The organism is Mesorhizobium sp. 2RAF45 (assembly GCF_052115225.1).
Classification (GTDB): Bacteria; Pseudomonadota; Alphaproteobacteria; order Rhizobiales; family Rhizobiaceae; genus Mesorhizobium; species Mesorhizobium jarvisii.
Window position 1 is genome coordinate 605842 of the sequence record NZ_JBFRGG010000001.1, and the last position, 26629, is coordinate 632470.

The following is a 26629-nucleotide window of genomic DNA, read 5'->3' on the forward strand; positions in this document are numbered from 1 at the left end:
TAAGCTCCAATACCGCCTATCGAGCCCCGATCATTCTTATCCAACCATGTCCAGCGTGATCGCCACCGGGCAATGGTCCGACGCTTTCGGCCGGTCCCAGCCGGCGCGCGGAAAGCGCTCGACTTCCTGGCCGGCCGGAAAGATCGTGCGCCAGGGCTGGCCATTGCGGATGATGTCGGGAACGGCGGTGGCGTTCTTCGCCGCCAGCCCCCTGGACAGCAGGATATAGTCGAGCTGGCAGAGATGCCGCTCTTCGGGTCCGCGCGTGTGATAGAAGGTCCAGCGGTCCATTTCCGGCCGACGCTCGATGACGTTCTCGCAGAAGCCGCCGGCGGTCAGAACGTCGATGCAGGACTGCGCCTCGTCGACCACCTCGAAACGGTAGCCGTCGAGGTCGTCGCCGGCGATCTTCACGCGCTGGCGGTAATCGTTCATGTCGCCACAGATCGCCCAGCGCTTGTCGGCGGCATGATCCGCACCGAAGCGTTCCTCGATAATCCGGCGCACGGCTTTCGCCTCGGCGATACGCACAGGCATCGTCGCCTCGCGTCCGTCGAGCCCGTTGCGTGGCGAGCCCATCGACTTGAAATGCACGAGATAGAGCGTCAGCGGCACGCCACCCACGGTGATGTCGACTTCCAGGCAGTCGCGCCGGAAGATGCGTTCATTGGCCTCGCTGCCGAGGGCCGCCAGTTCCGGCGTGTGCAGCCCGAACTGCTCGTAGGTGACGTAGGCATGGCTGGTCATGCGCACGAATTCGATCGGCTGTCCCTGCGCGGTCTCGTTGCGCATCATCACGGCGACATCGATGCCGCGCGAGTCGTTGCCTGAGGTGGTGTATTTCTGCCGATAGCCCTGCCCCACCATCTTGAACAGATAGCCGTATTCGAAGGCCTTCAGCGCCTCGATATTGTCGACCTCCTGCATGCAGATGATGTCGGCGCGGGTGGCGGCGATCGCCAGCGCCGTCAGCTGGCGCGTGTCGTCGGACTGCGCGATGGCGCGAGCCTGCTCCAGCATCTTGTATTCGGCTTCGCTCTGGATGTCGAACAGCGCCAGCGTCCGATCCTCGTTGAGCTGGTTGCGATAGCCGGAAAAATCGAACCTGTTCATCAGGTTCTCGACATTGAAGGTGGCAAGGCGCAGCGACATGCCCTGACCTTTGCCTGCAAGAGCGCCGGAACACAAGATCGCAGGACCACAAGCCAAGATCGTTTGGACCTGACGGCATTCGCGCCATGGTTGACGGAACCTTTCCGTTCATCCGCCGTTCAGACGCAAAGATCCACAGTGGACCCATTCCAGGGTAGGCGTGGGGCCTTCAGCTCTTGGAGAGTGTTATGAACTCGCTCTTTTCATCCACCATCAAATCCGGGCTGATTGCGCTCGGCATTGTCTCCGGCATCACGGCGCCATCGGCCGCCGGACCGATCATGCAACCGGATCTGGCGCTGCCCACAGGCACGACAGCACCGGCGGTCACGCCGGTGCGCGACAGCTGGGCTGGTGGCAATAACAATAGCCCGGTTTTCAACAACGACTGGAGATGGCGCCGGTCAGGCCACTGGAACGGTGGCCGGCAATGGAACCGCAACAACTGGGATGGCGGAAACTGGAACCGTGGAAACTGGAACGGCGGCGATGACTGGCGTTGGCGCCGCCATCACCATCGCCGCTACTATGATGACGGTGCGGGTGCCGCGATCCTTGGCCTTGGCCTGGGGCTCGGCCTCGGCAGCATGTACAACAACTACAACAACTACGATTACTATGCGCCGGCACCGCGCCGCTACTACCGCGCCGGGCGGCTTTCGAATGCCCATGTCCGGTGGTGCTACAACCGCTACCGGTCGTATCGTGCCTGGGACAACACGTTCCAGCCCTATGGCGGCCCGCGCCAGCAATGCTGGTCGCCCTATAGCTGATCTGTAAGCGCGCCACGCGGAAATGAAAACGGCGCCTGGGGGCGCCGTTTTTTTTGATCAAGAAGAACAGATTTCGATCAGTTCTTGGCCTTGTCGACCAGCTTGTTCTTCGAAATCCACGGCATCATCGCGCGCAGCTTGGCGCCGACTTCCTCGATCTGGTGGCTGTCGTTCATGCGGCGGATGCCCTTGAAGCGCGACAGGCCGGCGCGGTATTCCTGCATCCATTCCGAAGTAAACTTGCCGGTCTGGATGTCCTTCAGCACGCGCTTCATCTCGGCCTTGGTCTCGGCGGTGATGATGCGCGGGCCCGAGACATACTCGCCCCACTCGGCGGTGTTCGAGATCGAGTAGTTCATGTTGGCGATGCCGCCCTCATAGATCAGGTCGACGATCAGCTTGACCTCGTGCAGGCACTCGAAATAGGCCATTTCCGGTGCGTAGCCGGCTTCCACCAGCGTCTCGAAGCCGGCACGGATCAGTTCGACCAGGCCGCCGCACAGCACGACCTGCTCGCCGAACAGATCGGTCTCGCATTCCTCGCGGAAATTGGTCTCGATGATGCCCGAACGGCCGCCGCCGACGCCGCAGGCGTAGGACAGCGCCAGGTCGAGCGCATTGCCTGAGGCATCCTGGTTGACGGCGACCAGGCACGGCACGCCGCCGCCCTTCTGGTATTCGCCGCGCACCGTGTGGCCCGGGCCCTTCGGCGCGATCATGACGACGTCGACGGTCGACTTCGGCTCGATCAGGCCGAAATGCACGTTGAGGCCGTGCGCGAAGGCGATCGCCGCACCGTCGCGGATGTTCGGCGCGATCTCGTTCTTGTAGATGTCGGCCTGCAACTCGTCGGGCGTCGCCATCATCATCAGGTCGGCCCATTTGGCGGCGTCCGCCACGCTCATCACCTTGAGCCCGTCGGCCTCGACCTTCTTGGCGGTCGCCGAGCCGGCCTTGAGGCCGATGGCGATTTCCTTGGCGCCGGAATCCTTGAGGTTGAGCGCATGCGCCCTGCCCTGGCTGCCATAGCCGATGATGGCGACCTTCTTGCCCTTGATCAGGTTGAGATCGGCATCACGATCGTAATAGACGCGCATTTTTTACTTCCTTCCCGTTTCTAAGATCAGAGGCCCTGCGGCCCGGTTTTTGCTCCGAAAAGAGCGAGAAACTGCTGCGTCGCCCGTACGGTATCGCCGCCGATCGTCGCCTCAGTCAATTCCAGCCGGTCGCCGAGCAGCAGACGGATCTGCACGTCGCGGGCGACTAGCCCGAAAAAGGTGCGGAACGCCGTCTCGGCATCCGCGAAATCCAGAAGCCCGGCCTGGCGCCCGGCCTCCAGCACCGGCTTCAGCCGCCGGGCCAGCGCGAAGCGGCCATTCTCCAGCACGACGGCGCCGAGGTCGTCCTTACCCGAGCCGGCATGCCCGACCGCCACCCGGTTGAGCGCGATCGAAGTATCGCTGGAAATCACCTTCAGCCAGTCGGAAGCGAAACGCTCAAGGCTTGCCGTCAGCGAGGCAAGGTCGAGCCCCTTGGCGTCGACGGGCGCCACACGCACCTTGGAGGCCTGCCACTGCACGGTTGCCGTCAACAGCCCGTCGCGGTCGCCGAACCATTTGTAGAGTGTTTCTTTGGAGCAGCTGGCCCGCCTGGCCACGGCGGTCATGGTCAGCTGATCGCCCTCCTCGACCAACAGCCGCAACGCCGCATCCAGAACGGCCTTCTGCCGCTCCGTCAGCGTCTCGCTGGTGTCGATGTCAGGCACGATGTGCAACACGCTCTTCCCTCGCGGACAGGCAAACCGATTAGCCCGGCAAGCCGTACCGTACGTTACGGTTCGGCATATTGCGCAATCCGGCCCGGCGCGCAAGGGGGCGGCGCGGAAAAAGATCGACGGCCGCGAGCGCCAGCGCTGTCATTGAGGCGTCGCGGCACAGCGGCCAAGATCAGTCGAGGACAGCCGGATCACGCAGCCGGCCAAGCAGCGCCGACATCATCTTCAGCTCATCCGCTGAAAGTTTGCCGCCAACCAGGTCGGCGATTGATCGTCCATAGACGGCCCACATCCGCCGGCGCGTCTCGCGCCCCTTGGCCGTGATGCGGATGGTCTGGCCGCGACCATCATCGGCCACCGGCAGCTTCTCGACCAGACCGTCGGCCTCTAGCCGGGCCAGCAGCCGCGAGATGTTGTACTGCGCAAACAAAGTGCGCTCGATCAATTGAAAAGGCCTCAGGCCGCCCTCGCCCGCCTCGGCGAGTTCGTGCAGCACGTCGTACCAAGCGAGCGGCGGCAAGCCGCTCTCCTTCAACGCGTCCTCGGCATTCTCCACCAGCTGGCGCGAAACGCGCATCAGGCGGGCCCAGGCGGTGATGGCTTCCGGCGAAGGCGTGGCTTTCTCGGTCATGGCCCACCCTAGACGATAGATGCAAATGCATCAAGCTTGACGATAAATGCATGTGCATCTATATAAATGCAACTGCATCAACATCGAAAGGCAAACCCATGAAACACGAGATCTGCAAGATCGCCGACGTCCCCGAGACAGGCAGCCTGATCGCCCCATTCTTCGGCCGCGAGGTCCATGTCTGGCGCAGCGGCGAACGCATCCGCGCCGCCGCCAATGCCTGTCTGCATTTCGGCGGGCCGTTGAACTGCAAGGATGGCAGGCTGGTCTGTCAATGGCACGGCGCCGCATTCGACATGATGTCGGGCGAACGCATCGACGGTCCGGCACCGAAGAATTCCCGTCTGATGTTCCTGTCGACACGCGTCGAAAACGGCGCGTTGAACTATGTCTGGGGAGAGTGAAATGACCGACAAGCTCATTCTCGTCAGCCACCCTCTCTGCCCCTATGTCCAGCGTGCGGCGATCTCGTTGACCGAGAAGGGCGTGCCGTTCGAGCGCGTCGACATCGACCTCGCCGACAAGCCGGACTGGTTCAAGGCGATCTCGCCACTCGGCAAGGTGCCGCTGTTGCGCGTCCAGCGAAATGGCGACGAAACGACAATCTTCGAATCCGCGGTCATCCTCGAATTCCTCGAGGAGACACAGGCCAATCCCCTCCACCCGGCCGACCCCTACGCCCGTGCCCGGCACCGTGCCTGGATCGAATACGGCTCGGCCGTGCTCAACGCCATCGGCCGGCTCTATTCAGCACCGACCGAGGCCGGTTTCCTTGCCGAGTCCCGCGCGCTGTCGGGAATGTTTGACCGCCTTGAGGCCGAACTGGCGGACGATGCCTTGCGGAGCGCGCCATGGTTCGCCGGCCACCGCTTTTCGCTGGTCGATGCGGTGTACGGGCCTGTCTTCAGATATCTCGACGCTTTCGACCGGATCGGCGATTTCGGCATCCTGGACGGCAAGCCGCACGTCCAGGCCTGGCGGAAGGCGTTGAATGATCGTCCGTCGATCAAGCACGCCGTAGCGCCGGATTATCCGCAGCGTCTGCATGCTTTTCTGCAAGCAAAGGGATCCTTTCTGTCGAGCCTCATCCGCCGAAACGATCAAGCCGGACCATTTGCGTTGGCACGATCGGCTTGAACGCACGGATCGTGAGCAAGTATGCGCTTCGAGCGGCCTCAGTTCTCGAACATGACAAAGGCGGCCCAGACCCGCGGATCCTGGGCGCCTGATATTTTGCGGTCGCGGGCATCGCGGCGGGTCTGACGCAGCGCTTCCGGATAGGTTTGTCCGGCGGCAAGATGGCCGTAGAACCCAACCATGAAGGCAGCGGTTCCGGCGTCGTCCACAGGCCACAGCGTCAACAGCGAGCGTTTTGCGCCGGCAATGCCGATTGCCGTCGGCAGGCCGCGCAAACCGCCGACGAATGTCTCCTGGCCGCGAGCCGTCTCACAGGCGGACAGGACAAGCAGGTCGAGGCCTGACAAATCCCAGCTCATCAATTCCATGCCATAGAGCCGACCGTCATCGTCATCACGTTTCATCGACTGCCGGTCTCCCGACTGCGACAGCACGACCTGGCTCTGCCAAAGCGCATTCACGGCGCCCACGCCGCCCTCTTTCTCATCACGGTAGGCGCCATGGGTGGCCAGATGCGCAATCGTCGCCTGCTCCATATCCTTGCGCAGCATCCGCTCGCTGGCCGCCGTCCCGGTGAGCATTTCGACCGAATAGTGATCACCGCTCAGGATCGAGGCGATCGCGTCGACCTCCTTGCGGGTGCCGGGCAGCGGCTCCGCCCCTTTTTCCGAACCTCGCGCATAGTCCAACCCGCCGGCCAGCAAGGCTCTGCCCGTCTTGGGAAAACTCTGATCGACGCCGGCATTCAACAGCGATTCCGGCCGCGTCAGCATGCGCACGACGAAACGGTCATCGAGCGACGCGCCCCTGCCGTCCTGCAGCAAGGGGAATGGCACCGAAAACAGTTTTCCGTCCGGCACCACGAAAAGCGTATCGGCGCCACCAAGCGACGGCTCTAACGGCGCGATCAGACCGGCATAAAGCCCGGTGAATGTGGCGCTCAGATCGATCAAGGTCACCGCGCCCCGTTCCTGCGCGGAACGCGTCGACCTCAGGTTCGCCATGCGTGTTTCGCGAGCGGCCGGGATGAGCCGGCGTGGATCGCCGAGATCATAGAGAGACGGCTGCCGATCCTTGCGGGTGACGATCGCATAGAGGCGCTCGTCTTCCAGCGGATCGGCACTCTCACGATCCGCCCGCCACTTGCGGGTAATGAAGTAGTCGATCAGCGCCTCGTTTGGCTTCAGCAGGGCGCCGGCCGACGGCAGCGGCTTGTCCACCACGCTCTGGCTGAAACTGTATTTGGCCATGACTCTGGCCGTGGCCTTTTCGTATGCCGCCTGAACCTGTCCCGGCTGCACCGCCCCTGGATCGTCGGAACTGTCACCGCTGGAGGACGACTCCTGATAAGCCAAGGACAGCCGAATCCCGGTCTGGATCAAATACCGTGTCTCCGTATCGTTCGGATCGATCAAGCGGGACAGTCTGCGCAACAGATCGCGTTTCTCATTTTCAAGCGTCGGCCAGCGGCGCACGGCTTCGGCAAAGGCCGGCACCACCGATGCATTGCCTTTAGCGAGGCGCGCATAGTCGTACAGCATGTCGTCGGCCAGGGCGCGGCTGGCCTCGGCCACGATTGGGTTGCCGGCAGTGCTTACCTGGAACCAATTCCAACGCAGCATGTCCTCGTCGAGAGTCGCGAAATCGGCAGCCGCCTTCTCCGGGCTCGTCTTCGCCCTGAGATTGGCCATGGCCTGCCGCGCGCCAAAGGTAAGCGGGTGCACCACCCCGTACGTCGCTTCGGCGATGCTTTGGGCTCGCTCAAGCTGGCTCATGCCGTTTTCCGTGTCGCCCACTGCGATGAAATGCGCGGCGAGCAGGTTGGCGATCTTGATTGCCAGTATTTCGGGATAGTTCGGGTCGGTGGTCAGTTGTTGCAGCCTTGCCATTGTCGGCTGATCCAGCGGCTGCGCACCAGAGAGTGCCCTGGTATAGAGCAGCCAGGCATCCGCCTGTTCGACCAGATTGCCTTCCCGCTTGAGAACGACGGCAATGTCCCGATCCTGCTGGAAATAGCGCAAGGCCTCGTCGTATTTGCCAAGGTCCAGATAGTCCTGCGCCGTGTTGTTGGCGGTGACCAAAACGTTGAAGTGATCTGAGCCGTAGTAGCCGATCCGCTTCTCCAGCACGGCCAGATCGTATTGCAAGGCGCGTGTTGGAGCCCCCATCTGGCGCAGCATGTCGGCCAGATTGTTCTGCAGCTTCCAGATGAAACGATCATCGGTACCGGCTACCTGCGCAGCCAACCTCAGATTGCGCTGCTCGATATTGATGGCCGACGCGATTTGACCGAATGCGGCGACCCCGGTCGCCAACACATCGTTGGCAAACAGGAGTTCCTGGGATTCCTTGCCGTGGTAATGGGCGTATAGATTGGTGGCTGTCGCGCACATGGAAACGAAGCCCTGATAGTCCTTCTCGGTCTGCTTCAGCATCGCGTAGTTGAGATAAAAGTCGCCGCGCTTGGCGACATCCTGCTGCATCGCCCTGGTTTTCAGCCCTTCGGCAAAAATCTCTTCGGCGTAGTCGAGAATCTGGTTGTTGAGGAACGTCGCGCCGGCATTCGAGTAGCTCTCCACGGTGAAGTCGTAGAGGTCGCTTCTGGCGGCATCGAGCAGCGTGGCGCGCAATTGCGCATAGCCTTCATCGAAGCGTCCTGTGTCCATCATCAGTTTGTAGGCCGCGTCAATGCGGGCCTTCAGCGCCTCTTCAGTGCCAGCCGCCCCCTGCTGCCTGGCTTGGTCCGGCGTCTGGGCTTGTGCCTGCGGTGAGAGAAACGCCGCCGCCAGCATCACCAGGACAGATGCAACAACGCGCATCAGATATTGCGATTTTCGTGTTCTGAACATGGTGTGCATGCGAACCTGCCGGGGCGAAAAACTCTATGAAGCGGTCCTATCATGACCTAGATTTCGTCCGACATCCCATCGCGTTTCCGTCAATCCTGCCCGCCTGAACGGGTCGATCACCGTGCCGGCGACCATCGAGGCCAGAAACTGCGGCGCCGGCGGAATTTTCGCGACGGTCGCCACCAGCCTGTCGCGGATGAAGGGCAGTGCCACCGAATCCGATTGGTAGAATGGTGTGAATGCCAGCGACAGCGCCTGGAAGACACGCACGTGCCAGCGCCGCGCCTTGGCATAGGCTTCGAGTGCCGCCTCGACACTCTGCGTGCGCGCCAGCGCATGGCTGAGCGCCGCTGCGTCGAGCAGCGCCATATTGGCCCCTTGCCCAAGCTGCGGGCTGGTCGAGTGCGCTGCATCGCCGATGACGGCAAGTCTCCGCGCAACCGGCATCTTCATCGTGTGGTGGCCGTAGCGGGCCAGCGACAGCTGGTCGAAACTGTCGATCTGGCTGGTGAACGCTTCGCTTTGTGGCCACAGCCGCATGACCCTCTCCTTCCAGGCGTCGATGCCGGCAGCGCGCACTGCGTCGGCATCATCGGGCTTCAGGCTCCAGAAGAAGGCCGCCATCTTCTCTGCGCCCGGCTCCGGCCGGCCGATCGGCAGCACCCCGATCATCACGCTGGCCTTGTCATAGCGCTGCGACAGCGCGTGTTCGTCAAAGCCTTCGCCGCGCCAGCCAAGCGACGCCCAGAACGCGCCATAGGTGAGTGACCGTGGCGCGCCTGCATTGGCCACGCTCTGCCGCAGTTTCGAGCGCGAACCGCTGGCGTCGACCACCAGATCGAACGGCCCTGCCTTTGCCCCATTGCCCCGGATCAGCGTCGCCCGTTCGCCGGCTTCCACCGTCTCGATCTCGACGCCGGTCTCGATGGCGATGGCCTCGCGCCGGGCGGCGCGAAAAAGCACGCCGAACAGCGCCGCCCGGTGCACCGCCAGGCCGAACCGGCCGCCGCGCTGGGCGTCGTAGCGGACGTCGAGCACGGTGCGCCCGGTCGAGGCATCGGCGCCATGCAGCCGGTCGATGCGGGCGCCGAGCGCCAGTATGTCGTCGAGCAAGCCGAGATCGGCCAGAACGGTCAGGCCGGTCGGCTGCAGGATCAGCCCGGAACCGACCGGCTTCGGCTCCTCGAAGCGCTCGAAGATGGTGACCCTGTGCCCTGCCCGCTTGAGATAGAGCGCCGCGGCCAGCCCCGCCGGACCGGCGCCTGCAATTGCGATGTCGTAGGAAATACCGATGCCCCCAAGCCGAACTGGCCGGGACAATCCTTCAGCCGCCTGATGAAATCAAGTCGCGCTGCTCAAGCCTGCGTCGCGTCGAAACCGGCACGCGCCTGACGCACCGCATCGTGGTTGAGTTCGGCCCACTGGATCAAATGATGCAGGGCGCCGAACATCGAGCGTCCGAGGTCGGTGAGGCTGTATTCGACGCTGGGCGGCTTGGTCGGGAACACTTTACGATGCACATAGCCGTCACGCTGCAGATCGTGGAGCGTCTGGGTCAGCATGCGCTGCGAGATGTCGGGCACCAGCCGCCGCAATTCGCCAAAGCGATAGGGCTGCTCGGCGAGCGCCGCCATCAGCAGCGAGCTCCATTTGCCGTTGAGCCCCTGGATGACCTCGCGGACCGGACAATCGGCAAGATTTCCACCGCCGGTCATGCCTTTGTAGACGTCGAGTTTGGATCTCAGATTGACGATCCGGCTGTCCATGGCTGGTTCCCTGCGTGTGCCTACCTCCCGAAAAACTGCCTTCTTTACGGCATCGGGTCAATTCCTATTTTAGTGCTGGTCTCATTTTGAGACCGATGTACGCACTCGCCGCTTGGCGCAACGACAGGACCTCCCAATGACCGAAACACTTCTCGTCACCGGTGCTGCCGGCCAGCTTGGCCGCAGCGTCATCCGCTATCTCCTGGACACGCACAAAGTTCCGCCGGCAAAGATCATCGCCACCACCCGCAACCCGGAAAGCGTCGCCGATCTGGCAGCGCGTGGCGTCGTTGTCAGGGCCGCCGACTTCAACGACGCGACCTCGCTGGAAAACGCATTCAAGGGCGCCGACAGGGTGCTGATCATTTCGACCAGCGATCTCGATCTCAAAACCGGCAGGCGTCTGAAACAGCATGAGGCGGCGGTAGCCGCTGCGAAGAAAGCAGGCGTTTCACATCTGCTCTACACCTCGATGCCCAATCCGGAGCCGGTTTCGCCAGTGCTATTTGCCGGCGACCACTACGGCACTGAGCAGGCGATCAAGGCCAGCGGCATCGCCTATACGATCTTCCGCAACGGCTGGTACCAGGAGAACCTGTTCATGGCCCTGCCGCACGCCATTGCCTCGGGACAGTGGTACACGTCGGCGGGCGACGGCCGCATCGCCCATGGCTCACGCGACGACATGGCCGCGGCCATCGCCGCGGGTCTCGCCTCCGGTTCGACCGACAGCAAGACCTATACGCTAACAGGCCCGCGGGCCTATACGACAGCCGAAATCGCCGCCCTGGTGAGCGAAGTCACCGGCAAGCCGTTGGACGTCATCCAGCTGCCCGACGAGGCCCTGACCGAAGGCGTGAAGGCGGCCGGCGTTCCCGAGGAGTTTGCTCGCGTCATCGTTTCCTTCGATGCCAACACGCGGTCCGGCCGCATCGCCATGGTGACGGACGCGGTCGAAACGCTTTCCGGCAGGAAGCCGCGGACGCTGAAGCAGTTCCTCGAAGCCAATAAGGCCGCACTGGCTGGTTGAAACCAGAGCAATCCCAGGAAAGCTGGAGCGGCGGGAGGTCTCCCTGCCGCCGCGCTACGTCTTGAGCAGTCCGAGCCGGACCAGGCTCTCGCCGGCGGCGGCCAGCGCGTCTTCGCGCGAGCGCGGCGCCCAGCCGAGCACACGCACCGCCTTGGCGTTGGTGGCATTCTTGACCTTGCCAAGCTCCGTCACCAGCTGCGCGGCTTCGGGATTGAACAGCCCCACGATCCGCACCAGCCAATCGGGAAGCTCACGCGTCGTGACGCGCGCCGCCGCGTCGCCGAGCCGCGTCTTCAAGGTCTGCGCGATTTCCCGCACGGTCATGAAATCACCCGATACCGCCAGGAAGCGCTCGCCTTTGGCAGCCGGATTGGTCATGGCGCGCACATGCAGGTCCGCCACGTCGCGTGCGTCGACCACGCCGAAGGACAGACGCGGCAGCCCCGGCATGGCGCCGTTCATCATGCGCTGGACGAATTCGGTGGAGGTCGAATGGTCGGAGCCGAGCACAGGCCCGAAAATACCCACCGGATTGACGACCGCCAATTCCAGCCTGCCGCCCTCGGTGGCGACGAAATCCCAGGCCGCGCGCTCGGCAAGCGTCTTCGACTTCACATAGGCGCTGACCTTGGCTGTCGGATCGGTCCAGCTTTCCTCGGTGAACGGCCTGCCGTCGGGCGGCATCTTGCCGTAGCCGATGGCCGCGAAGGACGAGGTCAGCACGACGCGTTTGACGCCAGCGTCGCGCGCCGCCCGCAGCACCCGCAGCGCACCTTCACGAGCCGGGATGATCAGATCGTCCTCATGCTTCGGCACGCCGGGCGGAAATGGCGAGGCGACGTGCAGCACATAGTCACAGCCGGCGACCGCTTGCGGCCAGCCGGCGTCGCTCATGAGGTCGGCCATGGCAAAGGACAGCCGGTCGCCCGGCGCGATGCCACCGGCCTTGAGCATGGCCAGAACATCGGCTTCACGCTTGGCGGAGCGCACCGTGGTGCGCACGCGGTAGCCCGCGTTCAGCAGGGCAAGGACACAGTGGGCGCCGAGGAAGCCAGATCCGCCGGTGACAAGCACCAATTCGCCGCTCATGCCCGCCTCCGCACCGCTTCAAGGTAAGGCGATCGAGCTTTTCAGATCGCCACCTGCGTGCCGATCTCCACCACACGCCCGGTCGGGATCTGGAAATATTCGGTCGCGTCGGCCGCCGTGCGTGCCAGGCCGATGAACAGTCGGTCCTGCCACACCGGCATGCCGGAATTGGGCGAAGCCTTGAGCGAGCGCCGCGACAGGAAGAACGACGTCGTCATGATGTCGAACTTCCAGCCCTGCTTGCGGCAGATCGCCAGCGCGCGCGGAATGTTGGGCTGTTCCATGTAGCCGAAAGTCAGCGTCACCCGCATGAACAGCTCGTTGACCGTCTCCATCTTGACCCGGTCGCTGTCGGGCACCACCGGCTGTGGCGCCGTCACCACCGAAAGGATGACGTTCTGCTCATGCAGCACCTTGTAGTGCTTCAGGCTGTGCATCAGCGCTGTCGGTGCACTCAAGGGATCGCTGGTCAGGAACACCGCGGTGCCGGATACCAGTTGCGGCTTCTTCTTCAACAGATTGCCGGCGAGGAAATCGAGCGGGATCTCGTTGCGGCGGGTCTTGTCGAACAGATAGCGGCTGCCGCGCACCCAGGTCCACATACCCAGCACGATTGTGAAGGCCACCAGCAGTGACGCCCAGCCGCCTTCGAACACCTTGACGATGTTGGAAGCGAAGAAACCGATATCGATGAAGGCAAACAGCACCGTCAAGCTGATCGCAACCCAGAGCCGCCATTTCCAGATGCGGGTCATCACGACATAGAGCAGCACCGTCGTCACCAGCATGTTGCCGGTCACCGAGATGCCATAGGCGGAGGCGAGCTTGCTGGATTCGCCGAAACCGACCACCAGCATCATCACCACCAATGCCAGCAGAAGGTTGACACGCGGCATGTAGATCTGGCCGGACTGTTTTTCCGAGGTGTGCAGGATTTCGAGGCGCGGCAGCATGTTGAGCTGCACTGCCTGCCTGGTCAGCGAGAAGGCCCCCGAAATCACAGCCTGACTGGCGATGACCGTCGCTGCAGTCGCCAGCATCACCATCGGAATCAGTGCCCAGCCCTCGTTCATCTCGAAGAACGGATGACCGACGACGCCATTCTTGGCCAGCACGAAGGCGCCCTGCCCGGCATAGTTCAGCAGAAGGCAGGGAAACACGATCGACAGCCAGGCAAGCACGATGGGCTTGCGTCCGAAATGGCCGAGATCGGCATAAAGCGCCTCGGCGCCGGTGACAGCCAGGAAGATGGCGCCGATGGTGACGAAGGCAACGTCGGGCGAATGGATCAGGAAGGCGACGATGTAGTGCGGGCTGATCGCCCACAGGATTTCCGGATCGGCGATGATGTGCTTGAGGCCCGAAAGACCGATCGCCAGAAACCATACGGCGGTCACCGGTCCGAAGACCAATCCCACCCCGCCCGTGCCGAAACGTTGCACCGCGAACACCACGGCGAGAATCACAAGTGTCAGCGGCACGACATAGGGCTGGAAGGTGGGGGTGACGACATTCATGCCTTCGACCGCCGACAGCACGGAAATCGCCGGCGTGATGACCGCATCGCCGAAAAACAGCGAGGCGCCGACAATGCCGATGCCGAGGATCACCGCCGAGCGCTTGGGGAAACTGCCGCGCGCCAGCGCCATCAGCGACAGTACGCCGCCTTCGCCGCGGTTGTCGGCCCGCAGCACGAACATGATGTATTTGATGGTGACGATGATCGTCAGCGACCAGATGATCAGCGACAGGACACCAAGAATATCGCCGCGTTGCGCAACGCTGCCGTGGGACGACGCCACCAGCGCCTCGCGAAAGGCATAGATCGGGCTGGTGCCGATATCCCCGTAGACCACGCCCAGCGCGCCCAGCATCAGCACCTTGGTGCTATGCTGTTCGATTTCCGGATGGCTCGACTGTTCGACGGGTTCTGCCTCACTACCAGTGTTGGCAAGGGCCATGGACGACACTCCGATAAGCGCGCGGTGCTCTACGCTTGCTGCAATGCAATATCAAGTGCCGTAGCGTGATGGCTCCCATGTTGGCAACGCTAGGCTCCTTGGGAAATGGCCTATAATCCAATGGTCGCGGGCTGAATTCGCAGCCACGGGGCATGGCTGGCGCCCATAAAAGCTGCCGTATCAGCCTTTAAATAGCGACTTGCGTGCCGATTTCCACGACACGTCCGGTCGGGATCTGAAAATATTCGGTTGCATCGGCCGCCGTGCGTGCCAGGCCGATGAACAGCCTGTCCTGCCACACCGGCATGCCGGAATTGGGCGAGGCCTTGAGCGAACGCCGCGACAGGAAGAACGATGTCGTCATGATGTCGAACTTCCAGCCCCGCTTGCGGCAGATCGCCAGCGCGCGCGGAATGTTGGGCTGTTCCATATAGCCGAAGGTCAGCGTTACCCGCATGAACAGCTCGTTGACCGTCTCCATCTTGACCCGGTCGCTGTCTGATACCACCGGCTGTGGCGCCGTCACCACCGAAAGGATGACGTTCTGCTCATGCAGCACCTTGTAGTGTTTCAGGCTGTGCATCAGCGCTGTCGGTGCACTCAGGGGATCGCTGGTCAGGAACACAGCCGTGCCTGGCACCAGGTGCGGCTTCTTCTTCAGCAGATTGGCGGCAAGAAAATCGAGCGGGATCTCGTTGCGGCGGGTCTTGTCGAACAGATAGCGCGTGCCGCGTATCCAGGTCCACATGATCAGCCCCATCAGGCAGGCAACCGTGATCGATACCCAGCCGCCTTCGAATATCTTTACGATGTTTGCCAGGAAAAAGCCGCTGTCAATGATGCCGAACAGCAATGTCAGCGGCAGCGCGACCGCCAGCCTCCATTTCCACAGCTTGCGCATGACGACGAACAAAAGGATCGTCGTCATCAGCATTTCGCCGGTTACCGAGATGCCGTAGGCGGAAGCCAGCGAACTCGAACTGCCGAAACCGACGACCAGCAGCATCACTCCCAGGGAGATGAGCAGATTGACGCGGGGCATGTAGATCTGGCCGAGTTGCATTTCGGACGTATGCTGCACCTCTATGCGTGGCAGGAGGTTGAGCTGTACCGCCTGGCGGGTCAGCGAAAAAGCACCTGATATGACTGCCTGGCTAGCGATGACGGTTGCGGCCGTCGCCAGCCCCACCATCGGCATCAGTGCCCAGTCGGGCAGCATCTGGAAGAATGGATTGGTTGGCCTCCCGCCATTGGCCAGCACAAAAGCACCTTGCCCGAAATAGTTGAGCAGCAGGCATGGGAAAACCACGGAAAACCACGCCAACACGATAGGCTTGCGTCCAAAATGGCCGAGATCGACATAAAGTGCCTCGGCCCCGGTCACCGCCAGGAACACCGCGCCGACTGTGACAAAGGCGGCCGTGGGCGTGCTGGCGAGATAGGCGACCGCGTAATAGGGATTGATGGCCAGCAGGATCGATGGATCGTCCATCAGGTGATAGAGCCCTGCTACGCCGATAGCCAGGAACCACAGTGCGGTCACCGGCCCGAACACCGCCGCCACCTTTCCCGTGCCGAAGCGCTGCACCGAGAACAGGATGGCCAGGATGATCAGCGTGATTGGCACGACGTAGGCGTCCAGTGTCGGCGTCACCACTCTGAGGCCTTCGACCGCCGACAGCACGGAGATGGCCGGCGTTATGATCGAATCGCCGAAAAACAACGCCGCGCCGCAAAGGCCGATCGCCAGAATAAGTCGCGCACCTTTGGGATAGGCGGTTCGCGCCAGCGACATCAGCGATAACGTACCGCCTTCGCCCTTATTGTCGGCGCGAAGTACGAAGGCGACATATTTTATCGTCACGATGATCGTTAGCGCCCAGACGATCAGCGACAGTACACCAAGCACCTGAGCGCGCGTATCGATACCGGGCGAAGCGTGAAGCGCCTCACGGAAAGCGTAGATCGGACTGGTGCCGATATCGCCATAGACAACGCCGAGCGCACCCAGCATAAGAACCTTGGTGCTGTGCTGTTCGGCCCCGGAATGGCTCGATTGCTCGACGGTTTCGGCCTCGCTATCGCGACTGGCAAGGTCCATAGACCACTCCCCGACGAGCGCTCGGTGCTTCACGCATGCTGCGATGCGATGTCAGTTGCACGCTATGGCTGCCATACCTGCAAGGCGAAACTCTACCCCTACCAACCGCAGGCTCTGAGAAACCGACCCACCGTGCCGGCCATGCCATACTCCAACGCGTCGGCTGTCAACCCATGTCCGATTGACACTTCGGCCAATGCCGGAATGCGCTTGGCCAGAGCCGGCAGATTGGCCACTGTCAGATCGTGCCCGGCATTGACCTGGAGGCCGGCAGCAAATGCTGCGTCGGCGGTTTTTCCCAATCTTTCCAGCTCTTTGGCGGCCTTTGCGGAGTCGGAATGATAGCTGCCATAAGGGCCGGTATAGAGCTCGATCCGGTCGGCGCCAGTGTCTCCCGCGGCTGTCATGCCGGCGGGATCGGCGTCGGAAAACAGCGACACCCTGAAGCCGCCCTTCTTCAGGCGCCTGACGATCGGCGCCAGCAACGCCGCATCGGCGACGAAGTTCCAGCCATGGTCGGAGGTTGCCTGCGCCGGATCATCGGGAACCAGCGTCACCTGCTCGGGCTGATGCTTTTCCACAAGCGCCAGGAAATCCTCGCTCGGGTAGCCTTCGATGTTGAATTCCGCCTGCGGGAACTCATCATCGATCAGCGCCCGGATCTCGGGCAGGTCGGAATGCCGCGTGTGACGTTCGTCGGGACGCGGATGCACGGTCAGCCCATGCGCCCCGGCGGCAAGCGCAAGCCGGCCGATGCCGGTGACGCTGGGCCATGGCAGGTCGCGTCGGTTGCGCAGCATGGCGATGGCGTTGAGGTTGACGGAAAGCTTTGCGGGCATGTCTGGTGTCCGTGAAATCAGGCGGTTAGCACGCGCCACACCTTGTCCGTTCAGCCGCGGCGCGCTTGAGATCCGGCATCTATAGCGCCTTTGATGGGAACAGATAGAGGTTTCCGGTGTTCCAGAAGACCAACGCTGTCTTGCGCAAGGAGGCCCACTCGTGAATTTCCTGCAATCCGTGCCGACGATCCGTCGCATCGACACTGATCGCGACGACCTGTTCGCCATCGACGTGGTCGGTCATGTCTCGGCGGCCGATGCGGAAAACCTGTTCGGCCTGCTGGAGGCGGCCTACGCGCTGCATCAGCGGATCGATGTGGCCGTGCGAATCGTCGATCACGATGGCATCGACTGGGCCGACATCTCCGACGAGACCCTGAAGCAGGGCGCCGTCCATGCACTGGAACATATAGGCCGCTGCGCGGCGATCGGCATGCCGGATTGGACATCGGACGCGCGACACGCCTTGCCCACGTCGTCGCCCATCGAATTCCGCCATTTCGACGCTGACGACGAAGCCGAGGCCTGGGAATGGCTTGGGGTCCGGCAGGTCGGCGTGCGAGAGAAGCCGGCGTCGTAACTCTATCGGACAATAGTCAATCGCTCGGCGGCCCGCGTAATCGCGGTGTAAAGCCAGCGCTGGCGCGTTTCCTTGAAGGCCCAGCTTTCGTCGAACAGCACGATTTCGTTCCACTGCGAGCCCTGAGCCTTGTGCACGGTCAAGGCATAGCCGTAGTCGAAATCATCAAAACGCTTCTTCTGCTGCCAGGGGATATCGGCGTCGGGATCCTCGAACGCCGCCTTGAGCAGCTTGATCTTGGCGACGCCGCGATCCGGATCGTCCTCTTCCGGCGACACAAGAAGATTGATCCCCGGCTTCACCGTCTCGCGCGACGAGGTCATCACCTTCCACAGCGAACCGTTGAGCAGGCCCTTGGCCGGGTCGTTGCGCAGGCAGACCAGCTTGTCGCCGGCCTGGGGGTAGTCGGCGTTGAAGCCCTTGAGCTCGCGCAGGCGCTGATTGTAGCGGCGGCGCGTGCGATTGGTGCCGACCAGCACCTGGTCCGCCTTCAGCACCAGTTCCTGGGTGACGTCTTCCTTGCCGATCACCTGCGCCGTACCATAGTCGCCGCGCATGAATTCGCGGCCTTCGCGCACGTCGAGCGCCAGCCGCAGGATCGGATTGTCGCGCGCCTGCCGGTGGATTTCAGTGAGCAGGAAGTCGGGCTCGTGATCGGTGAAGAAGCCGCCGCCCGAGATCGGCGGCAGCTGGCCGGGATCGCCCAGTACCAGGATCGGCGTGCCGAAACTCATCAGGTCGCGGCCGAGCTGCTCGTCGACCATCGAACATTCGTCGATGACGACCAGTTTCGCGCGCGAGATCGGGCTCTGCCGGTTGAGCGAAAAGGTCGGCGACATCGAGGTCTTGCCGGTCACCTCGTCTTCCACCGATTCCTCGCCCTTGGGCCTGTAGATCAGCGAATGGATGGTGCGGGCATTGACCGCCCCCTTGGAGCGCAGCACCTGGGCGGCCTTGCCGGTGAAGGCGGCGAACTGCACCTGACCGTCGACATGTTCGGCGAAATAGCGCGCCAGCGTCGTCTTGCCGGTGCCGGCATAGCCGAACAGCCTGAACAGCTGCGGCTTGCCGGCCTGCAGCCAGCGGGCGACCGCTTGCAGCGCCTCGTCCTGTTGGGGTGAGAATTCCATCTGATCGTGTGACCGGATTCGCGAGGGAAAGACAAGATAGGCGCCACCATCGATACAGACAGCGGCTAACTCCCCGCACCCAGATTATCAGGCGCAAACAGGAACGTAAAGGGAACAACCACAGTTCCGCCGGTGATCACCTCGCGGCATGCGGATCGTTTTCCAGCAGGATCGGCTTGCCGTGCGGCGTGGCGTGCGCGGCGCGTTCCCAGGCCTGCGCCATCGCATCGACATCGGATTTGCCGGCCAGCCCCTTTGACGCAAGCAGGCTTTCCAGCGCCGCCAGCCAATGCTCGTAATAGTCATGACCGTCGGCTGCAGAACCCGGCTTCTTCACCTCTGTCGAAAGCGCATCCGCCCACTCGCTCCAGGAGAACAGGCCCTTGTCGTGCAGCGCCACCGTCATGGCGAACGCCTCGGCCTGCCAGGGCTCCGCAAAAACCGGCGCATCGAGGCTGGCGGGAGAATCGGTATCGGCCGCGTCAGGCAGGCTCAAGATAACTCTCCCAGGCATCGATCGAGACGACAAGCGTCGGATCCGCCCCCTCGCCCCAGATTTCCGTGCCGTCGAAAACCACGGTATAGACCCATTGCGGGTTTTCGCCTTGCCCATGCGCGTTGCTGTCGGGAAAGACGAAGCCGTCGCGCACCGCCTCGACCCTGCCCCGCTTGTCGCGCGCGTAGCGCGGCAGCCTTGTGTGGCCGGTCGGGTTGAAGTTCTTCGTCCGCACGGCGTCACCGGCCTTGAACCGCGCCGGCTCTGCCATCGGCCGGTTGCAGGGACCGCCCTTGGCCAGCACGGCAGGCACATTTTCCGCCTTCAGCACCCGTTTCGGGGTCGCCGCCGCATCGATCGCTTCGCCCGCATCGAGATCGCGTTCGCTGACGAAACCATGGCGCTTGAGCAGGGTTTCCAGCGCCTTGATCCAGATCTGGTAATAGCTGGAGGAATAATAGTCGGCCGGATGCAGCGATTCCCGCGCGTGCCGGCTCTCGTCGATGTTCCAGGCGCCCATGGCGCCGGCGCACAGCGTCACACCCAGCGCCCGCCTTTCCCAGTCGGCGTGGAAATAAGGCTCGTCCTTTTCGGGCGCGACCGGCCCGAACCCCATCTGTCCGCCGAGATCCTGCGGCCCGTTCATGCCGGCTCCCTCGTTTGTTGCGGTTCCTGGGCGAGCGCCGTGCCGATCATGGCGTCGCGGCTCACCAGCTCGGCCAGTCGCTCCTCGCTCCAGCCTTCGGTGCCGGCCGGCCGTATCGGCACGACGAGATAGCGCAGTTCCGCCGTCGAATCCCAGACGCGTATCCTGGTGGCGGCCGGCAGCGTCAGCCCGAATTCCTCGAGCACGCCGCGCGGATCGATCACCGCGCGCGACCGGTAGGGCGGCGCCTTGTACCAGACCGGAGGCAGGCCGAGCACCGACCATGGATAGCAGGAGCACAGCGTGCAGACGACGAGGTTGTGCGTCTCCTCTGTGTTGAACACCGCCTGCATGTGCTCGCCCTGGCGGCCGGTATAGCTCAGCGATTCGATCGCCGCCGTCGCGTCGCGCTTGAGCCAATCCGCATAGGCAGGATCGCTCCAGGCCTTTGCCACCACCCTGGCGCCGTTGCGCGGGCCGATCTTGGTCTCGTAGGTATCGACGATAACGTCGATCGCAGCCGGATCGATCAGCCCCTTGCGGGTCAGGATGGTCTCCAGCGCCCGCACGCGGGCGGCAAACGGATCGAGCTCGTTGTCGTGGTCATGATCATGGGACATGGCCGCAAATTACGGTCCCGACCCGCCGGCCGCAAGCATGACGGCTTGGGCCAGCGAAAATCAGCGCCTGCTGGCCGGCTATTCGGCGGCCGTCTTCTGCGGCTCGGCCGGGATGTCGTCGTTGATCCCGAACAGCGAGGGCTGTTCGAGATTGTCGACCGCATGCAATTCGGCCTTGCGCTTCGGCATGAGCCCGGTGAGCCAGCCCGAGAAATTCTCCATGTAGACGTAGATCACCGGTGTCACGAACAAGGTGAGCGCCTGCGAAGCCAGCAGGCCGCCGACAACGGCGACGCCCAGCGGCTGGCGCAGTTCGGCGCTGGCGCCGGTACCGAGCGCGATCGGGAACGTGCCCATCAGCGCCGCCAGCGTCGTCATCATGATGGGCCTGAAACGCATCAGGCAGGCCTTGTGGATGGAGTCCTTGGCCGACATGCCCTCTCGTCGCAATTCAAGCGCGACGTCGACCATCATGATGCCGTTCTTCTTGACGATGCCGATCAGCATCAGAATGCCGATCACCGCGATGACCGACAGATCCATGCCGGCGAAGCGCAAGGCAACGACGGCGCCCAGCACCGCCGACGGCAGGCCGGTGAGGATGGTGAGCGGGTGGATGAAGCTCTCGTACAGAATGCCGAGCACGATATAGATGGTCAGGATCGCGCCGCCGACCAGCAGGCCCTGATTGGCTAGCGAATCCTGGAAGGTCTTTGCCGTGCCGGCGAAGGAAGTCGAGATCGCCGTTGGCATGCCGATCTGCTCCTTCAGCGCGCTGATGCGAGCCGTACTGTCGCCAAGCGCCACACCTTGCGGCAGATTGTAGGAGATGGTCACGGCCGGAAGCTGGCCGAGCTGGTTGACCGTCAGGGCGCCCGCCGTGCGATCGACGCGGGCGAAGGCGCCAAGCGGAACCAGACTGCCGCTCGCCGTCCGCATCTGGATGGCGAGCATCCGCTCGGGCGACCATTCGATCTTGGGGTCGAGCTCGGTGATCACTTCGTAGCTGTCGGCCGAACCGAAGATCGTCGAGACCTGGTCGGTGCCGAAGCCGCCATAGAGGGCCGAGCGCAGCGTGTCGGTATCGATGCCGAGCTGGGCAGCCTTGTCACGATCCACCACCAGCGATGCCTGCAGCGCATTGTTCTGCAGGTCGCTGGTGACGTCGGTGAAGGTCGCGTGGTCGGCCGCCATCGCGTCATTCAGTTTCTGCGCCCAGATATCGGTCTGGACGGTATCGAGGCCCTGAACCACCAACTGGTAAGCGCTGGCCGACGACCGCGAACCCAGCCTCAAATTCTGCACCGGCTGCATGTAGGTTTCGATACCCGCCACGCCGGCCAGCTGCTTGCGCAGATCCGAAAGCACTTTCTCGATATCGGGACGCTGGTCCTTGCCCTTGAGCTGGACGAAGAGCTGCCCCTGGTTGAGCGCGTTGTTGCCGCTGCCCGCCGACCACGCCACATGGTCGACATAGGGCGAGTGCGAAAAGACGCTGGCCACCTGCCCCTGCAACTTCGACATGGCGTCGAACGAGATGTCCTGGCGCGCAATGGTGGTCACCGATATCTGGCCGATATCCTCTTGCGGGAAGAAGCCCTTCGGCGAGATCTCGATCAGCCATACCGACGCTGCCGCGGTGCCGATGAAGACGAGGAACACCAGGAAAGTGTGGCGCAGACAGAAGCTCAGGACCCGGTCGTAGCCGCGTGTGATGAGGTCGTGCTTGTGGCCAGGGGCGTGTGCCTCGCGATCGGCCTTGGTGACCGACAAGAGCCGCGAGCACAACATCGGCGTCAGCGTCAGCGACACGAACATCGATGCCAGGATGGCGACCGTCACCACCACGGCGAACTCGTTGAAGATGCGCCCGATGACACCGCCCATCAGAAGCACGGGGATGAACACGGCCACCAGCGAGATCGAGATCGAGATGATGGTGAAGCCGATTTCGCGCGCCCCCTTCAGCGACGCGTCGAAGGCCGACAACCCATCCTCCTCCATATGGCGGAAGATGTTTTCCAGCATGACGATGGCGTCGTCGACGACGAGGCCCACCGCCAGCGTCAGGCCCATCAGCGATATGTTGTCGATGGAAAAGCCGAACAGGAACATCGCAGCGAGCGTGGCGATCAGCGAGATCGGCACCGCCACGGCCGGGATGATGGTCGCCGTCACCCGGCGCAGGAACACGAAGATCACCATCACCACCAGCGCGATGGTCAACAGCAGCGTGAACTGGACGTCGTCGACCGCCTGGCGGATCGAGGTCGAGCGGTCGTTGAGCAGCTTGATCTGGGCAGCGGCCGGCATCTGGTCCTGGAAGGACGGCAGCATCGCCTTGACCTTGTCGACGACGTCGACAGTGTTGGCATCGGGCTGGCGCTGCACGGCCATGATGATCGCGCGCGTGCCGTCATACCAGCTCGCCGTCGTCGTGGTCTGCACCGAATCGACGACACGGGTCACCTCGCCCAGCCGCACCGGATGGCCGTTCTTGGTGGCGATGATGAGGTTGGAGAAGCCGGCAGCGTCGGTCAGCTGGGTGTTGGCGGTGATGGTCAGCTGCTGCTTGTTGTTCTGCAGCACGCCGAGCGGCGTATTGCTGTTGGCCGAGGCAACCGCCGCCTGCAATTGATCGATCGAGATGCCGCGCGCGGCGAGCGCCGTCGGATCGATCTGGATGCGCACGGCATATTTCTGCTGGCCGAAGATCGAAACCTGCGCCACGCCGTCGATGGTCGACAGCGACGGGGAAATGACGTTCTCGGCGAAAGCATCAAGATCTGTCAGCGGAACCGTGTCGCTGACCAGCGACATCAGGAGGATCGGCGCGTCGGCCGGATTGACCTTGCGATAGCTGGGAGGCGATGTCATCTGTGGCGGCAGCGATTTCTGCGTGCGCGCGATCGCCGCCTGCACGTCCGCGGCAGCGGCATCGATATCGCGGTTGAGCACGAACTGGATGGCGATCGAGGTCTGGCCGAGCGAGTTGCTGGTCGAGATCGAATCGATGCCGGCGATGGTCGCAAACTGCTTGATCAGCGGCGTCGCCACCGATGTCGCCATGGTTTCCGGCGAGGCGCCGGGCAGCGAAGCCGAGACATTGACCACCGGGAATTCGGCGCTCGGCAGTGCTGCCACCGGCAGGAATTTGTAGGCGAACAGTCCGCCCAGCACGAGGGCGAACGACATCAGGAGAGTGGCGACGGGCCTGCGAATACAGAATTCGGAAATCATCGGGCCGCCTCGCCGGCGTTGGTTGCCTCGGCCACCTTGGGCGCGGCGGCCGCGGCGCCTTCGTGCACGGCGGCGCCATTCTTCAGCCTTGTCTGGCCTTCCGTGACTACCTTCTCGCCGGCTTTGAGGCCTTGGCTGATGGCGCTGTTTTGGCCATCCGTCAGCGCTACCTGCACCGGCCTCATCTCGACCGTGCTGTCCGGCTTGACCACATAGACGAACGGGCCCTTCTGGCTGGGCTGCACCGCGACGGTCGGAACGGAGGTCATCTGCGGCATGACGCCAGCGTCAAGCACGACATTCACATATTGGCCCGGCCACAGCGAAAGATCGGCATTGGGTATGCTCGCGCGCGTGGCGATCGTGCCCGAAGCGGTATCGACGCTGGAATCGACGAAATCGAGCGTGCCCTTGCCGATCGCCGTCGGGTTGCCGTCCTTGGTCAGCGTCACCGCCCCTTGCTGGGGATTGGCAAGCGCCTTGTGCAACAGCGCAAGGTTGCTTTCCGGCAGGTTGAAGTTGACCTGCAACGGGTCCATCTGCGTGATGGTCACCAGCGGCGTCGAGCTACTGCTGTTGCCGTTGCTGGTGGTCACCAGATCGCCGACGGCAACGTTGACCGCACCCAGCCTGCCCGCGATCGGCGCCGTGATGGTGGCAAAGCCAAGCTGGACATTGTCCGCGTCGATCGTCGCCTTGTCGGCGTCGACAGTCGCGGCCGCCGCCTTCTGCGCGGCCACGGCCTGATCGTAGGTCTGCTGCGTGCCGGCCTGCTTGGCGACAAGGTCCTTGGCGCGCTGAAAATCGGAATTCGAACTGGCAAGCAGCGCCTGGTCCTTGGCGAGCGTGGCCTGGTCCTTGGCGAGCTGCGCCTTGAGCGCCCGGTCGTCGAGCGAGAACAGGGTGTCGCCGGCCTTCACCATCTGCCCATCCTTGACGTCGATCGACACGATCTGGCTGGAGACCCGCGCGTTGATGCTGACCACGGCGGGTGAGGAGACGAAGCCGATGGCGTAGCGCCGGATCGGGAAGTCAGCCGTGGTCGCCGTCGCCGAAACGATCGAGGCCGAACGGGCGCCACCGCCACCGGCCCCCTGCTTGCCCCCGGCTGCCTGCTTGTCGGTTGCCGCCTTGTCCGACGCCGCGACTTGCTTTGCGCCGATGAGCTGCTCAACCTTGCCCAGCGTGTCGGGAGACAGATAGAGCCAGGCCGCGCCCGCACAGGCGACGACAAGCAATGAAGGAATGACTTTTCCACGCATCGACAAAAGGCCTCTCCGTCCGACACGCCGCAGTCAGGTGGTCGTATTCTAGCGCAATCCACGGCTCATTGCCGCGATTTCGCCGAATAGATAGGACACGCATTTGTTGGAAAAGGGCCAAAACACGGCATTACGAAGATTTAATGTGCACTGCACAATGAGTGGGCAGTGCCGTCACTGCCGCGGGCCGAAGCCCGTCGAACCGCCGGGGAACCCTATTTCAGCATTGGCCACAGCGTCGCCGCCAAGAGCACGCCCATGGCGATGTTGAACCATTTCAGCCGCACCGGATCCGACAGAAATCCCCGCAGCGCCGTGCCGAATCCTGCCCAGACCGAAACGCTCGGCAGGTTGACGATGGTAAAGGCGATCGAGATCAACGCCACCGACAGGAACGGGTGTTCGGCATTGGCGTAGACAGCCATGGCGGTGATCGCCATCACCCAGGCTTTCGGATTGACCCACTGGAATGCCGCCGCATCGATGAAGCGCATCGGCCGCGCTTTCGTCTCACCCTTGCCGGTCAGCGAGCGCGACATGGCGATCTTCCAGGCAAGGTAGAGCAGATAGGCGCCCCCGGCGATCTTGAGTGCCGTGTGCAGCGCGGGAAACGCCGTCAACACAGCGCCAAGGCCAAGGCCGACGGCAAGCAGCAGCACCAGGAAGCCCATACTGATGCCAAGCATGTGCGGAACGGTTCTGGCGATACCGAAATTCACCCCCGATGCCAAGAGCATCAGGTTGTTCGGCCCCGGCGTGATCGAGGTCACGAAGGCATAGACGAGCAGTGCGAGGAATGCGTCGAGTGACATGTTATCCTCCCAGATACGTCAGCATTATTGTCTCTTTTTTGCTGGCCACGCAAAGGCCAGCGCCCGGCCACCGGTCGAACCAGGCGTTGTGAGCGTCGGCCCCCTTGCCGGTGGTGTGCCTCTACATGCCCTGCGGGCCGCGGTTCATCGCCGCCACGCCGGTGCGGCAGATCTCGACCAGACCGAGCGGCTTCATGATGGCGATGAACTGGTCGAGCTTGGAGCCCTTGCCGGTGATCTCGAAGATGAAATGCTCGGTATTGGCGTCGATGACGCTGGCGCGGAAAGCGTCGGCCAGCCGCAGCGCCTCGACCCGGGCCTCGCCGGTGCCGGCCACCTTGACCAGCGCCAGTTCCCGCTCCAGCGGCCGCTCCTGCCCGAATTCATGGGAGCGCACGGTGAGATCGACCACGCGGTGGACCGGCACGATGCGCTCGAGCTGATGCTTGATCTGCTCCAGCACATGCGGCGTGCCGCGCGTCACGATGGTGATGCGCGACAGATGCTTTTCGTGCTCCGTCTCGGAAACGGTCAGGCTCTCGATGTTGTAGCCGCGTCCGGAGAACAGGCCGATGACCCGGGCGAGTACGCCCGGCTCGTTGTCGACCAGTACGGAGAGCGTGTGGTTTTCCGGCCGCTCCGTTTCCTTGGCGATGAAGTAGGCGGAGCCGGTCGGTTGAAGGTGCTGTGCGTTCATGACATGGATCTCAAATTCTTGGTCTGATTTTTTGTTTGCGCACG

At 63.0% G+C, this 26629-nt stretch carries 24 protein-coding genes; 5 read left to right on the top strand and 19 right to left on the bottom strand.

The features are described from left to right. Positions 1 to 36: 36 nt before the first annotated feature. Positions 37 to 1152: an endonuclease/exonuclease/phosphatase family protein gene (locus AB4Z43_RS03015; protein ID WP_441935834.1), complete on the bottom strand. Its 1116-nt coding sequence runs from the start codon at positions 1150 to 1152 to the stop codon at positions 37 to 39. A gap of 188 nt (positions 1153 to 1340) precedes the next feature. On the opposite strand from AB4Z43_RS03015, the gene AB4Z43_RS03020 reads away from it, so the two are divergent. Further along, positions 1341 to 1925, top strand: a complete 585-nt coding sequence (locus tag AB4Z43_RS03020; protein WP_441935836.1) for a BA14K family protein — start codon at positions 1341 to 1343, stop codon at positions 1923 to 1925. Positions 1926 to 2002: 77 nt separating this feature from the next. Here the strand turns inward: AB4Z43_RS03020 and ilvC are convergent, their stop codons facing one another. The 3 genes from ilvC to AB4Z43_RS03035 form a co-directional block, all read right to left on the bottom strand. Beyond that, a complete protein-coding gene (gene ilvC, locus AB4Z43_RS03025) occupies positions 2003 to 3022 on the bottom strand; it encodes a ketol-acid reductoisomerase (protein ID WP_010910140.1) in 1020 nt (339 codons plus the stop codon). Positions 3023 to 3048: 26 nt separating this feature from the next. Next, positions 3049 to 3702, bottom strand: coding sequence for a TetR/AcrR family transcriptional regulator (locus AB4Z43_RS03030; protein ID WP_202359714.1), 654 nt, complete (start codon positions 3700 to 3702; stop codon positions 3049 to 3051). A 169-nt stretch (positions 3703 to 3871) separates the two neighbouring features. Continuing rightward, positions 3872 to 4330, bottom strand: coding sequence for a MarR family winged helix-turn-helix transcriptional regulator (locus AB4Z43_RS03035; RefSeq protein ID WP_019858973.1), 459 nt, complete (start codon positions 4328 to 4330; stop codon positions 3872 to 3874). Between the two features lie 98 nt (positions 4331 to 4428). Between AB4Z43_RS03035 and AB4Z43_RS03040 the strand changes: the two genes are divergently transcribed. After that, the gene (locus tag AB4Z43_RS03040) at positions 4429 to 4734 is read left to right on the top strand and encodes a Rieske (2Fe-2S) protein (protein ID WP_019858974.1); all 306 of its coding nucleotides are present in this window, start codon (positions 4429 to 4431) and stop codon (positions 4732 to 4734) included. Between the two features lies 1 nt (position 4735). Beyond that, a complete protein-coding gene (locus tag AB4Z43_RS03045) occupies positions 4736 to 5467 on the top strand; it encodes a glutathione S-transferase family protein (protein ID WP_064983908.1) in 732 nt (243 codons plus the stop codon). Between the two features lie 38 nt (positions 5468 to 5505). Here the strand turns inward: AB4Z43_RS03045 and AB4Z43_RS03050 are convergent, their stop codons facing one another. From AB4Z43_RS03050 to AB4Z43_RS03060, 3 genes are read right to left on the bottom strand one after another with little or no spacing between them, the layout of a single operon-like run. Further along, positions 5506 to 8316 (bottom strand): CHAT domain-containing protein, encoded by a 2811-nt coding sequence (locus AB4Z43_RS03050; RefSeq protein WP_441935839.1) that lies wholly within the window; start codon positions 8314 to 8316, stop codon positions 5506 to 5508. A 33-nt stretch (positions 8317 to 8349) separates the two neighbouring features. Further along, a complete protein-coding gene (locus AB4Z43_RS03055; RefSeq protein WP_441935841.1) occupies positions 8350 to 9636 on the bottom strand; it encodes an FAD-dependent oxidoreductase in 1287 nt (428 codons plus the stop codon). Between the two features lie 35 nt (positions 9637 to 9671). Further along, positions 9672 to 10082, bottom strand: coding sequence for a winged helix-turn-helix transcriptional regulator (locus tag AB4Z43_RS03060; protein WP_064983902.1), 411 nt, complete (start codon positions 10080 to 10082; stop codon positions 9672 to 9674). A 136-nt stretch (positions 10083 to 10218) separates the two neighbouring features. On the opposite strand from AB4Z43_RS03060, the gene AB4Z43_RS03065 reads away from it, so the two are divergent. After that, positions 10219 to 11112 carry an SDR family oxidoreductase gene (locus tag AB4Z43_RS03065; RefSeq protein WP_441935844.1) on the top strand — a complete coding sequence of 298 codons (894 nt, stop codon included), beginning with the start codon at positions 10219 to 10221 and terminating at the stop codon, positions 11110 to 11112. A 54-nt stretch (positions 11113 to 11166) separates the two neighbouring features. Here the strand turns inward: AB4Z43_RS03065 and AB4Z43_RS03070 are convergent, their stop codons facing one another. The 4 genes from AB4Z43_RS03070 to AB4Z43_RS03085 form a co-directional block, all read right to left on the bottom strand. Further along, on the bottom strand, positions 11167 to 12201 hold the full coding sequence (locus tag AB4Z43_RS03070; RefSeq protein ID WP_441935846.1) for an SDR family oxidoreductase: 1035 nt from the start codon (positions 12199 to 12201) through the stop codon (positions 11167 to 11169). Between the two features lie 41 nt (positions 12202 to 12242). Then, positions 12243 to 14162, bottom strand: a complete 1920-nt coding sequence (locus AB4Z43_RS03075; protein ID WP_020628916.1) for a potassium transporter Kup — start codon at positions 14160 to 14162, stop codon at positions 12243 to 12245. 187 nt (positions 14163 to 14349) lie between these two features. Beyond that, positions 14350 to 16263 (bottom strand): potassium transporter Kup, encoded by a 1914-nt coding sequence (locus tag AB4Z43_RS03080; RefSeq protein WP_019858984.1) that lies wholly within the window; start codon positions 16261 to 16263, stop codon positions 14350 to 14352. A 98-nt stretch (positions 16264 to 16361) separates the two neighbouring features. Then, positions 16362 to 17102: a pyridoxine 5'-phosphate synthase gene (locus tag AB4Z43_RS03085; protein WP_441935849.1), complete on the bottom strand. Its 741-nt coding sequence runs from the start codon at positions 17100 to 17102 to the stop codon at positions 16362 to 16364. Positions 17103 to 17262: 160 nt separating this feature from the next. Here AB4Z43_RS03085 and AB4Z43_RS03090 point away from each other — a divergent pair, with 160 nt between their 5' ends. Beyond that, the gene (locus AB4Z43_RS03090) at positions 17263 to 17682 is read left to right on the top strand and encodes an STAS/SEC14 domain-containing protein (protein WP_441935851.1); all 420 of its coding nucleotides are present in this window, start codon (positions 17263 to 17265) and stop codon (positions 17680 to 17682) included. Positions 17683 to 17684: 2 nt separating this feature from the next. Here the strand turns inward: AB4Z43_RS03090 and AB4Z43_RS03095 are convergent, their stop codons facing one another. From AB4Z43_RS03095 to ilvN, 8 genes are all read right to left on the bottom strand, one after another. Next, positions 17685 to 18812, bottom strand: coding sequence for an ATP-dependent DNA helicase (locus tag AB4Z43_RS03095; RefSeq protein ID WP_010910153.1), 1128 nt, complete (start codon positions 18810 to 18812; stop codon positions 17685 to 17687). A gap of 136 nt (positions 18813 to 18948) precedes the next feature. Continuing rightward, positions 18949 to 19308, bottom strand: a complete 360-nt coding sequence (locus AB4Z43_RS03100) for a nitrile hydratase accessory protein (RefSeq protein WP_202359706.1) — start codon at positions 19306 to 19308, stop codon at positions 18949 to 18951. Continuing rightward, on the bottom strand, positions 19295 to 19954 hold the full coding sequence (nthB, locus tag AB4Z43_RS03105) for a nitrile hydratase subunit beta (protein ID WP_441935853.1): 660 nt from the start codon (positions 19952 to 19954) through the stop codon (positions 19295 to 19297). The genes AB4Z43_RS03100 and nthB overlap by 14 nt, the downstream gene beginning before the upstream one ends. Next, positions 19951 to 20574: a nitrile hydratase subunit alpha gene (nthA, locus tag AB4Z43_RS03110; protein WP_064983888.1), complete on the bottom strand. Its 624-nt coding sequence runs from the start codon at positions 20572 to 20574 to the stop codon at positions 19951 to 19953. The genes nthB and nthA overlap by 4 nt, the downstream gene beginning before the upstream one ends. A 78-nt stretch (positions 20575 to 20652) precedes the next feature. After that, a complete protein-coding gene (locus AB4Z43_RS03115) occupies positions 20653 to 23814 on the bottom strand; it encodes an efflux RND transporter permease subunit (protein WP_441935855.1) in 3162 nt (1053 codons plus the stop codon). Continuing rightward, positions 23811 to 25076, bottom strand: coding sequence for an efflux RND transporter periplasmic adaptor subunit (locus tag AB4Z43_RS03120; RefSeq protein WP_010910158.1), 1266 nt, complete (start codon positions 25074 to 25076; stop codon positions 23811 to 23813). The genes AB4Z43_RS03115 and AB4Z43_RS03120 overlap by 4 nt, the downstream gene beginning before the upstream one ends. A gap of 215 nt (positions 25077 to 25291) precedes the next feature. Beyond that, entirely contained in the window at positions 25292 to 25888 is a 597-nt protein-coding gene (locus AB4Z43_RS03125; protein ID WP_123167417.1) for a LysE family translocator, read from the bottom strand. A 121-nt stretch (positions 25889 to 26009) separates the two neighbouring features. Beyond that, positions 26010 to 26585 (bottom strand): acetolactate synthase small subunit, encoded by a 576-nt coding sequence (gene ilvN, locus AB4Z43_RS03130; protein ID WP_013894763.1) that lies wholly within the window; start codon positions 26583 to 26585, stop codon positions 26010 to 26012. Positions 26586 to 26629: the final 44 nt, after the last annotated feature.

What these genes read in the sequence shown, in the direction of transcription:
- AB4Z43_RS03015 (WP_441935834.1), bottom strand. Translation starts at nt 1,152, where the DNA reads ATGTCGCTGCGCCTTGCCACCTTCAATGTCGAGAACCTGATGAACAGG.
- AB4Z43_RS03020 (WP_441935836.1), top strand. Translation starts at nt 1,341, where the DNA reads ATGAACTCGCTCTTTTCATCCACCATCAAATCCGGGCTGATTGCGCTC.
- ilvC (WP_010910140.1), bottom strand. Translation starts at nt 3,022, where the DNA reads ATGCGCGTCTATTACGATCGTGATGCCGATCTCAACCTGATCAAGGGC.
- AB4Z43_RS03035 (WP_019858973.1), bottom strand. Translation starts at nt 4,330, where the DNA reads ATGACCGAGAAAGCCACGCCTTCGCCGGAAGCCATCACCGCCTGGGCC.
- AB4Z43_RS03040 (WP_019858974.1), top strand. Translation starts at nt 4,429, where the DNA reads ATGAAACACGAGATCTGCAAGATCGCCGACGTCCCCGAGACAGGCAGC.
- AB4Z43_RS03045 (WP_064983908.1), top strand. Translation starts at nt 4,736, where the DNA reads ATGACCGACAAGCTCATTCTCGTCAGCCACCCTCTCTGCCCCTATGTC.
- AB4Z43_RS03050 (WP_441935839.1), bottom strand. Translation starts at nt 8,316, where the DNA reads ATGTTCAGAACACGAAAATCGCAATATCTGATGCGCGTTGTTGCATCT.
- AB4Z43_RS03060 (WP_064983902.1), bottom strand. Translation starts at nt 10,082, where the DNA reads ATGGACAGCCGGATCGTCAATCTGAGATCCAAACTCGACGTCTACAAA.
- AB4Z43_RS03065 (WP_441935844.1), top strand. Translation starts at nt 10,219, where the DNA reads ATGACCGAAACACTTCTCGTCACCGGTGCTGCCGGCCAGCTTGGCCGC.
- AB4Z43_RS03070 (WP_441935846.1), bottom strand. Translation starts at nt 12,201, where the DNA reads ATGAGCGGCGAATTGGTGCTTGTCACCGGCGGATCTGGCTTCCTCGGC.
- AB4Z43_RS03075 (WP_020628916.1), bottom strand. Translation starts at nt 14,162, where the DNA reads ATGGCCCTTGCCAACACTGGTAGTGAGGCAGAACCCGTCGAACAGTCG.
- AB4Z43_RS03080 (WP_019858984.1), bottom strand. Translation starts at nt 16,263, where the DNA reads ATGGACCTTGCCAGTCGCGATAGCGAGGCCGAAACCGTCGAGCAATCG.
- AB4Z43_RS03085 (WP_441935849.1), bottom strand. Translation starts at nt 17,102, where the DNA reads ATGCCCGCAAAGCTTTCCGTCAACCTCAACGCCATCGCCATGCTGCGC.
- AB4Z43_RS03095 (WP_010910153.1), bottom strand. Translation starts at nt 18,812, where the DNA reads ATGGAATTCTCACCCCAACAGGACGAGGCGCTGCAAGCGGTCGCCCGC.
- nthB (WP_441935853.1), bottom strand. Translation starts at nt 19,954, where the DNA reads ATGAACGGGCCGCAGGATCTCGGCGGACAGATGGGGTTCGGGCCGGTC.
- nthA (WP_064983888.1), bottom strand. Translation starts at nt 20,574, where the DNA reads ATGTCCCATGATCATGACCACGACAACGAGCTCGATCCGTTTGCCGCC.
- AB4Z43_RS03115 (WP_441935855.1), bottom strand. Translation starts at nt 23,814, where the DNA reads ATGATTTCCGAATTCTGTATTCGCAGGCCCGTCGCCACTCTCCTGATG.
- AB4Z43_RS03120 (WP_010910158.1), bottom strand. Translation starts at nt 25,076, where the DNA reads ATGCGTGGAAAAGTCATTCCTTCATTGCTTGTCGTCGCCTGTGCGGGC.
- AB4Z43_RS03125 (WP_123167417.1), bottom strand. Translation starts at nt 25,888, where the DNA reads ATGTCACTCGACGCATTCCTCGCACTGCTCGTCTATGCCTTCGTGACC.
- ilvN (WP_013894763.1), bottom strand. Translation starts at nt 26,585, where the DNA reads ATGAACGCACAGCACCTTCAACCGACCGGCTCCGCCTACTTCATCGCC.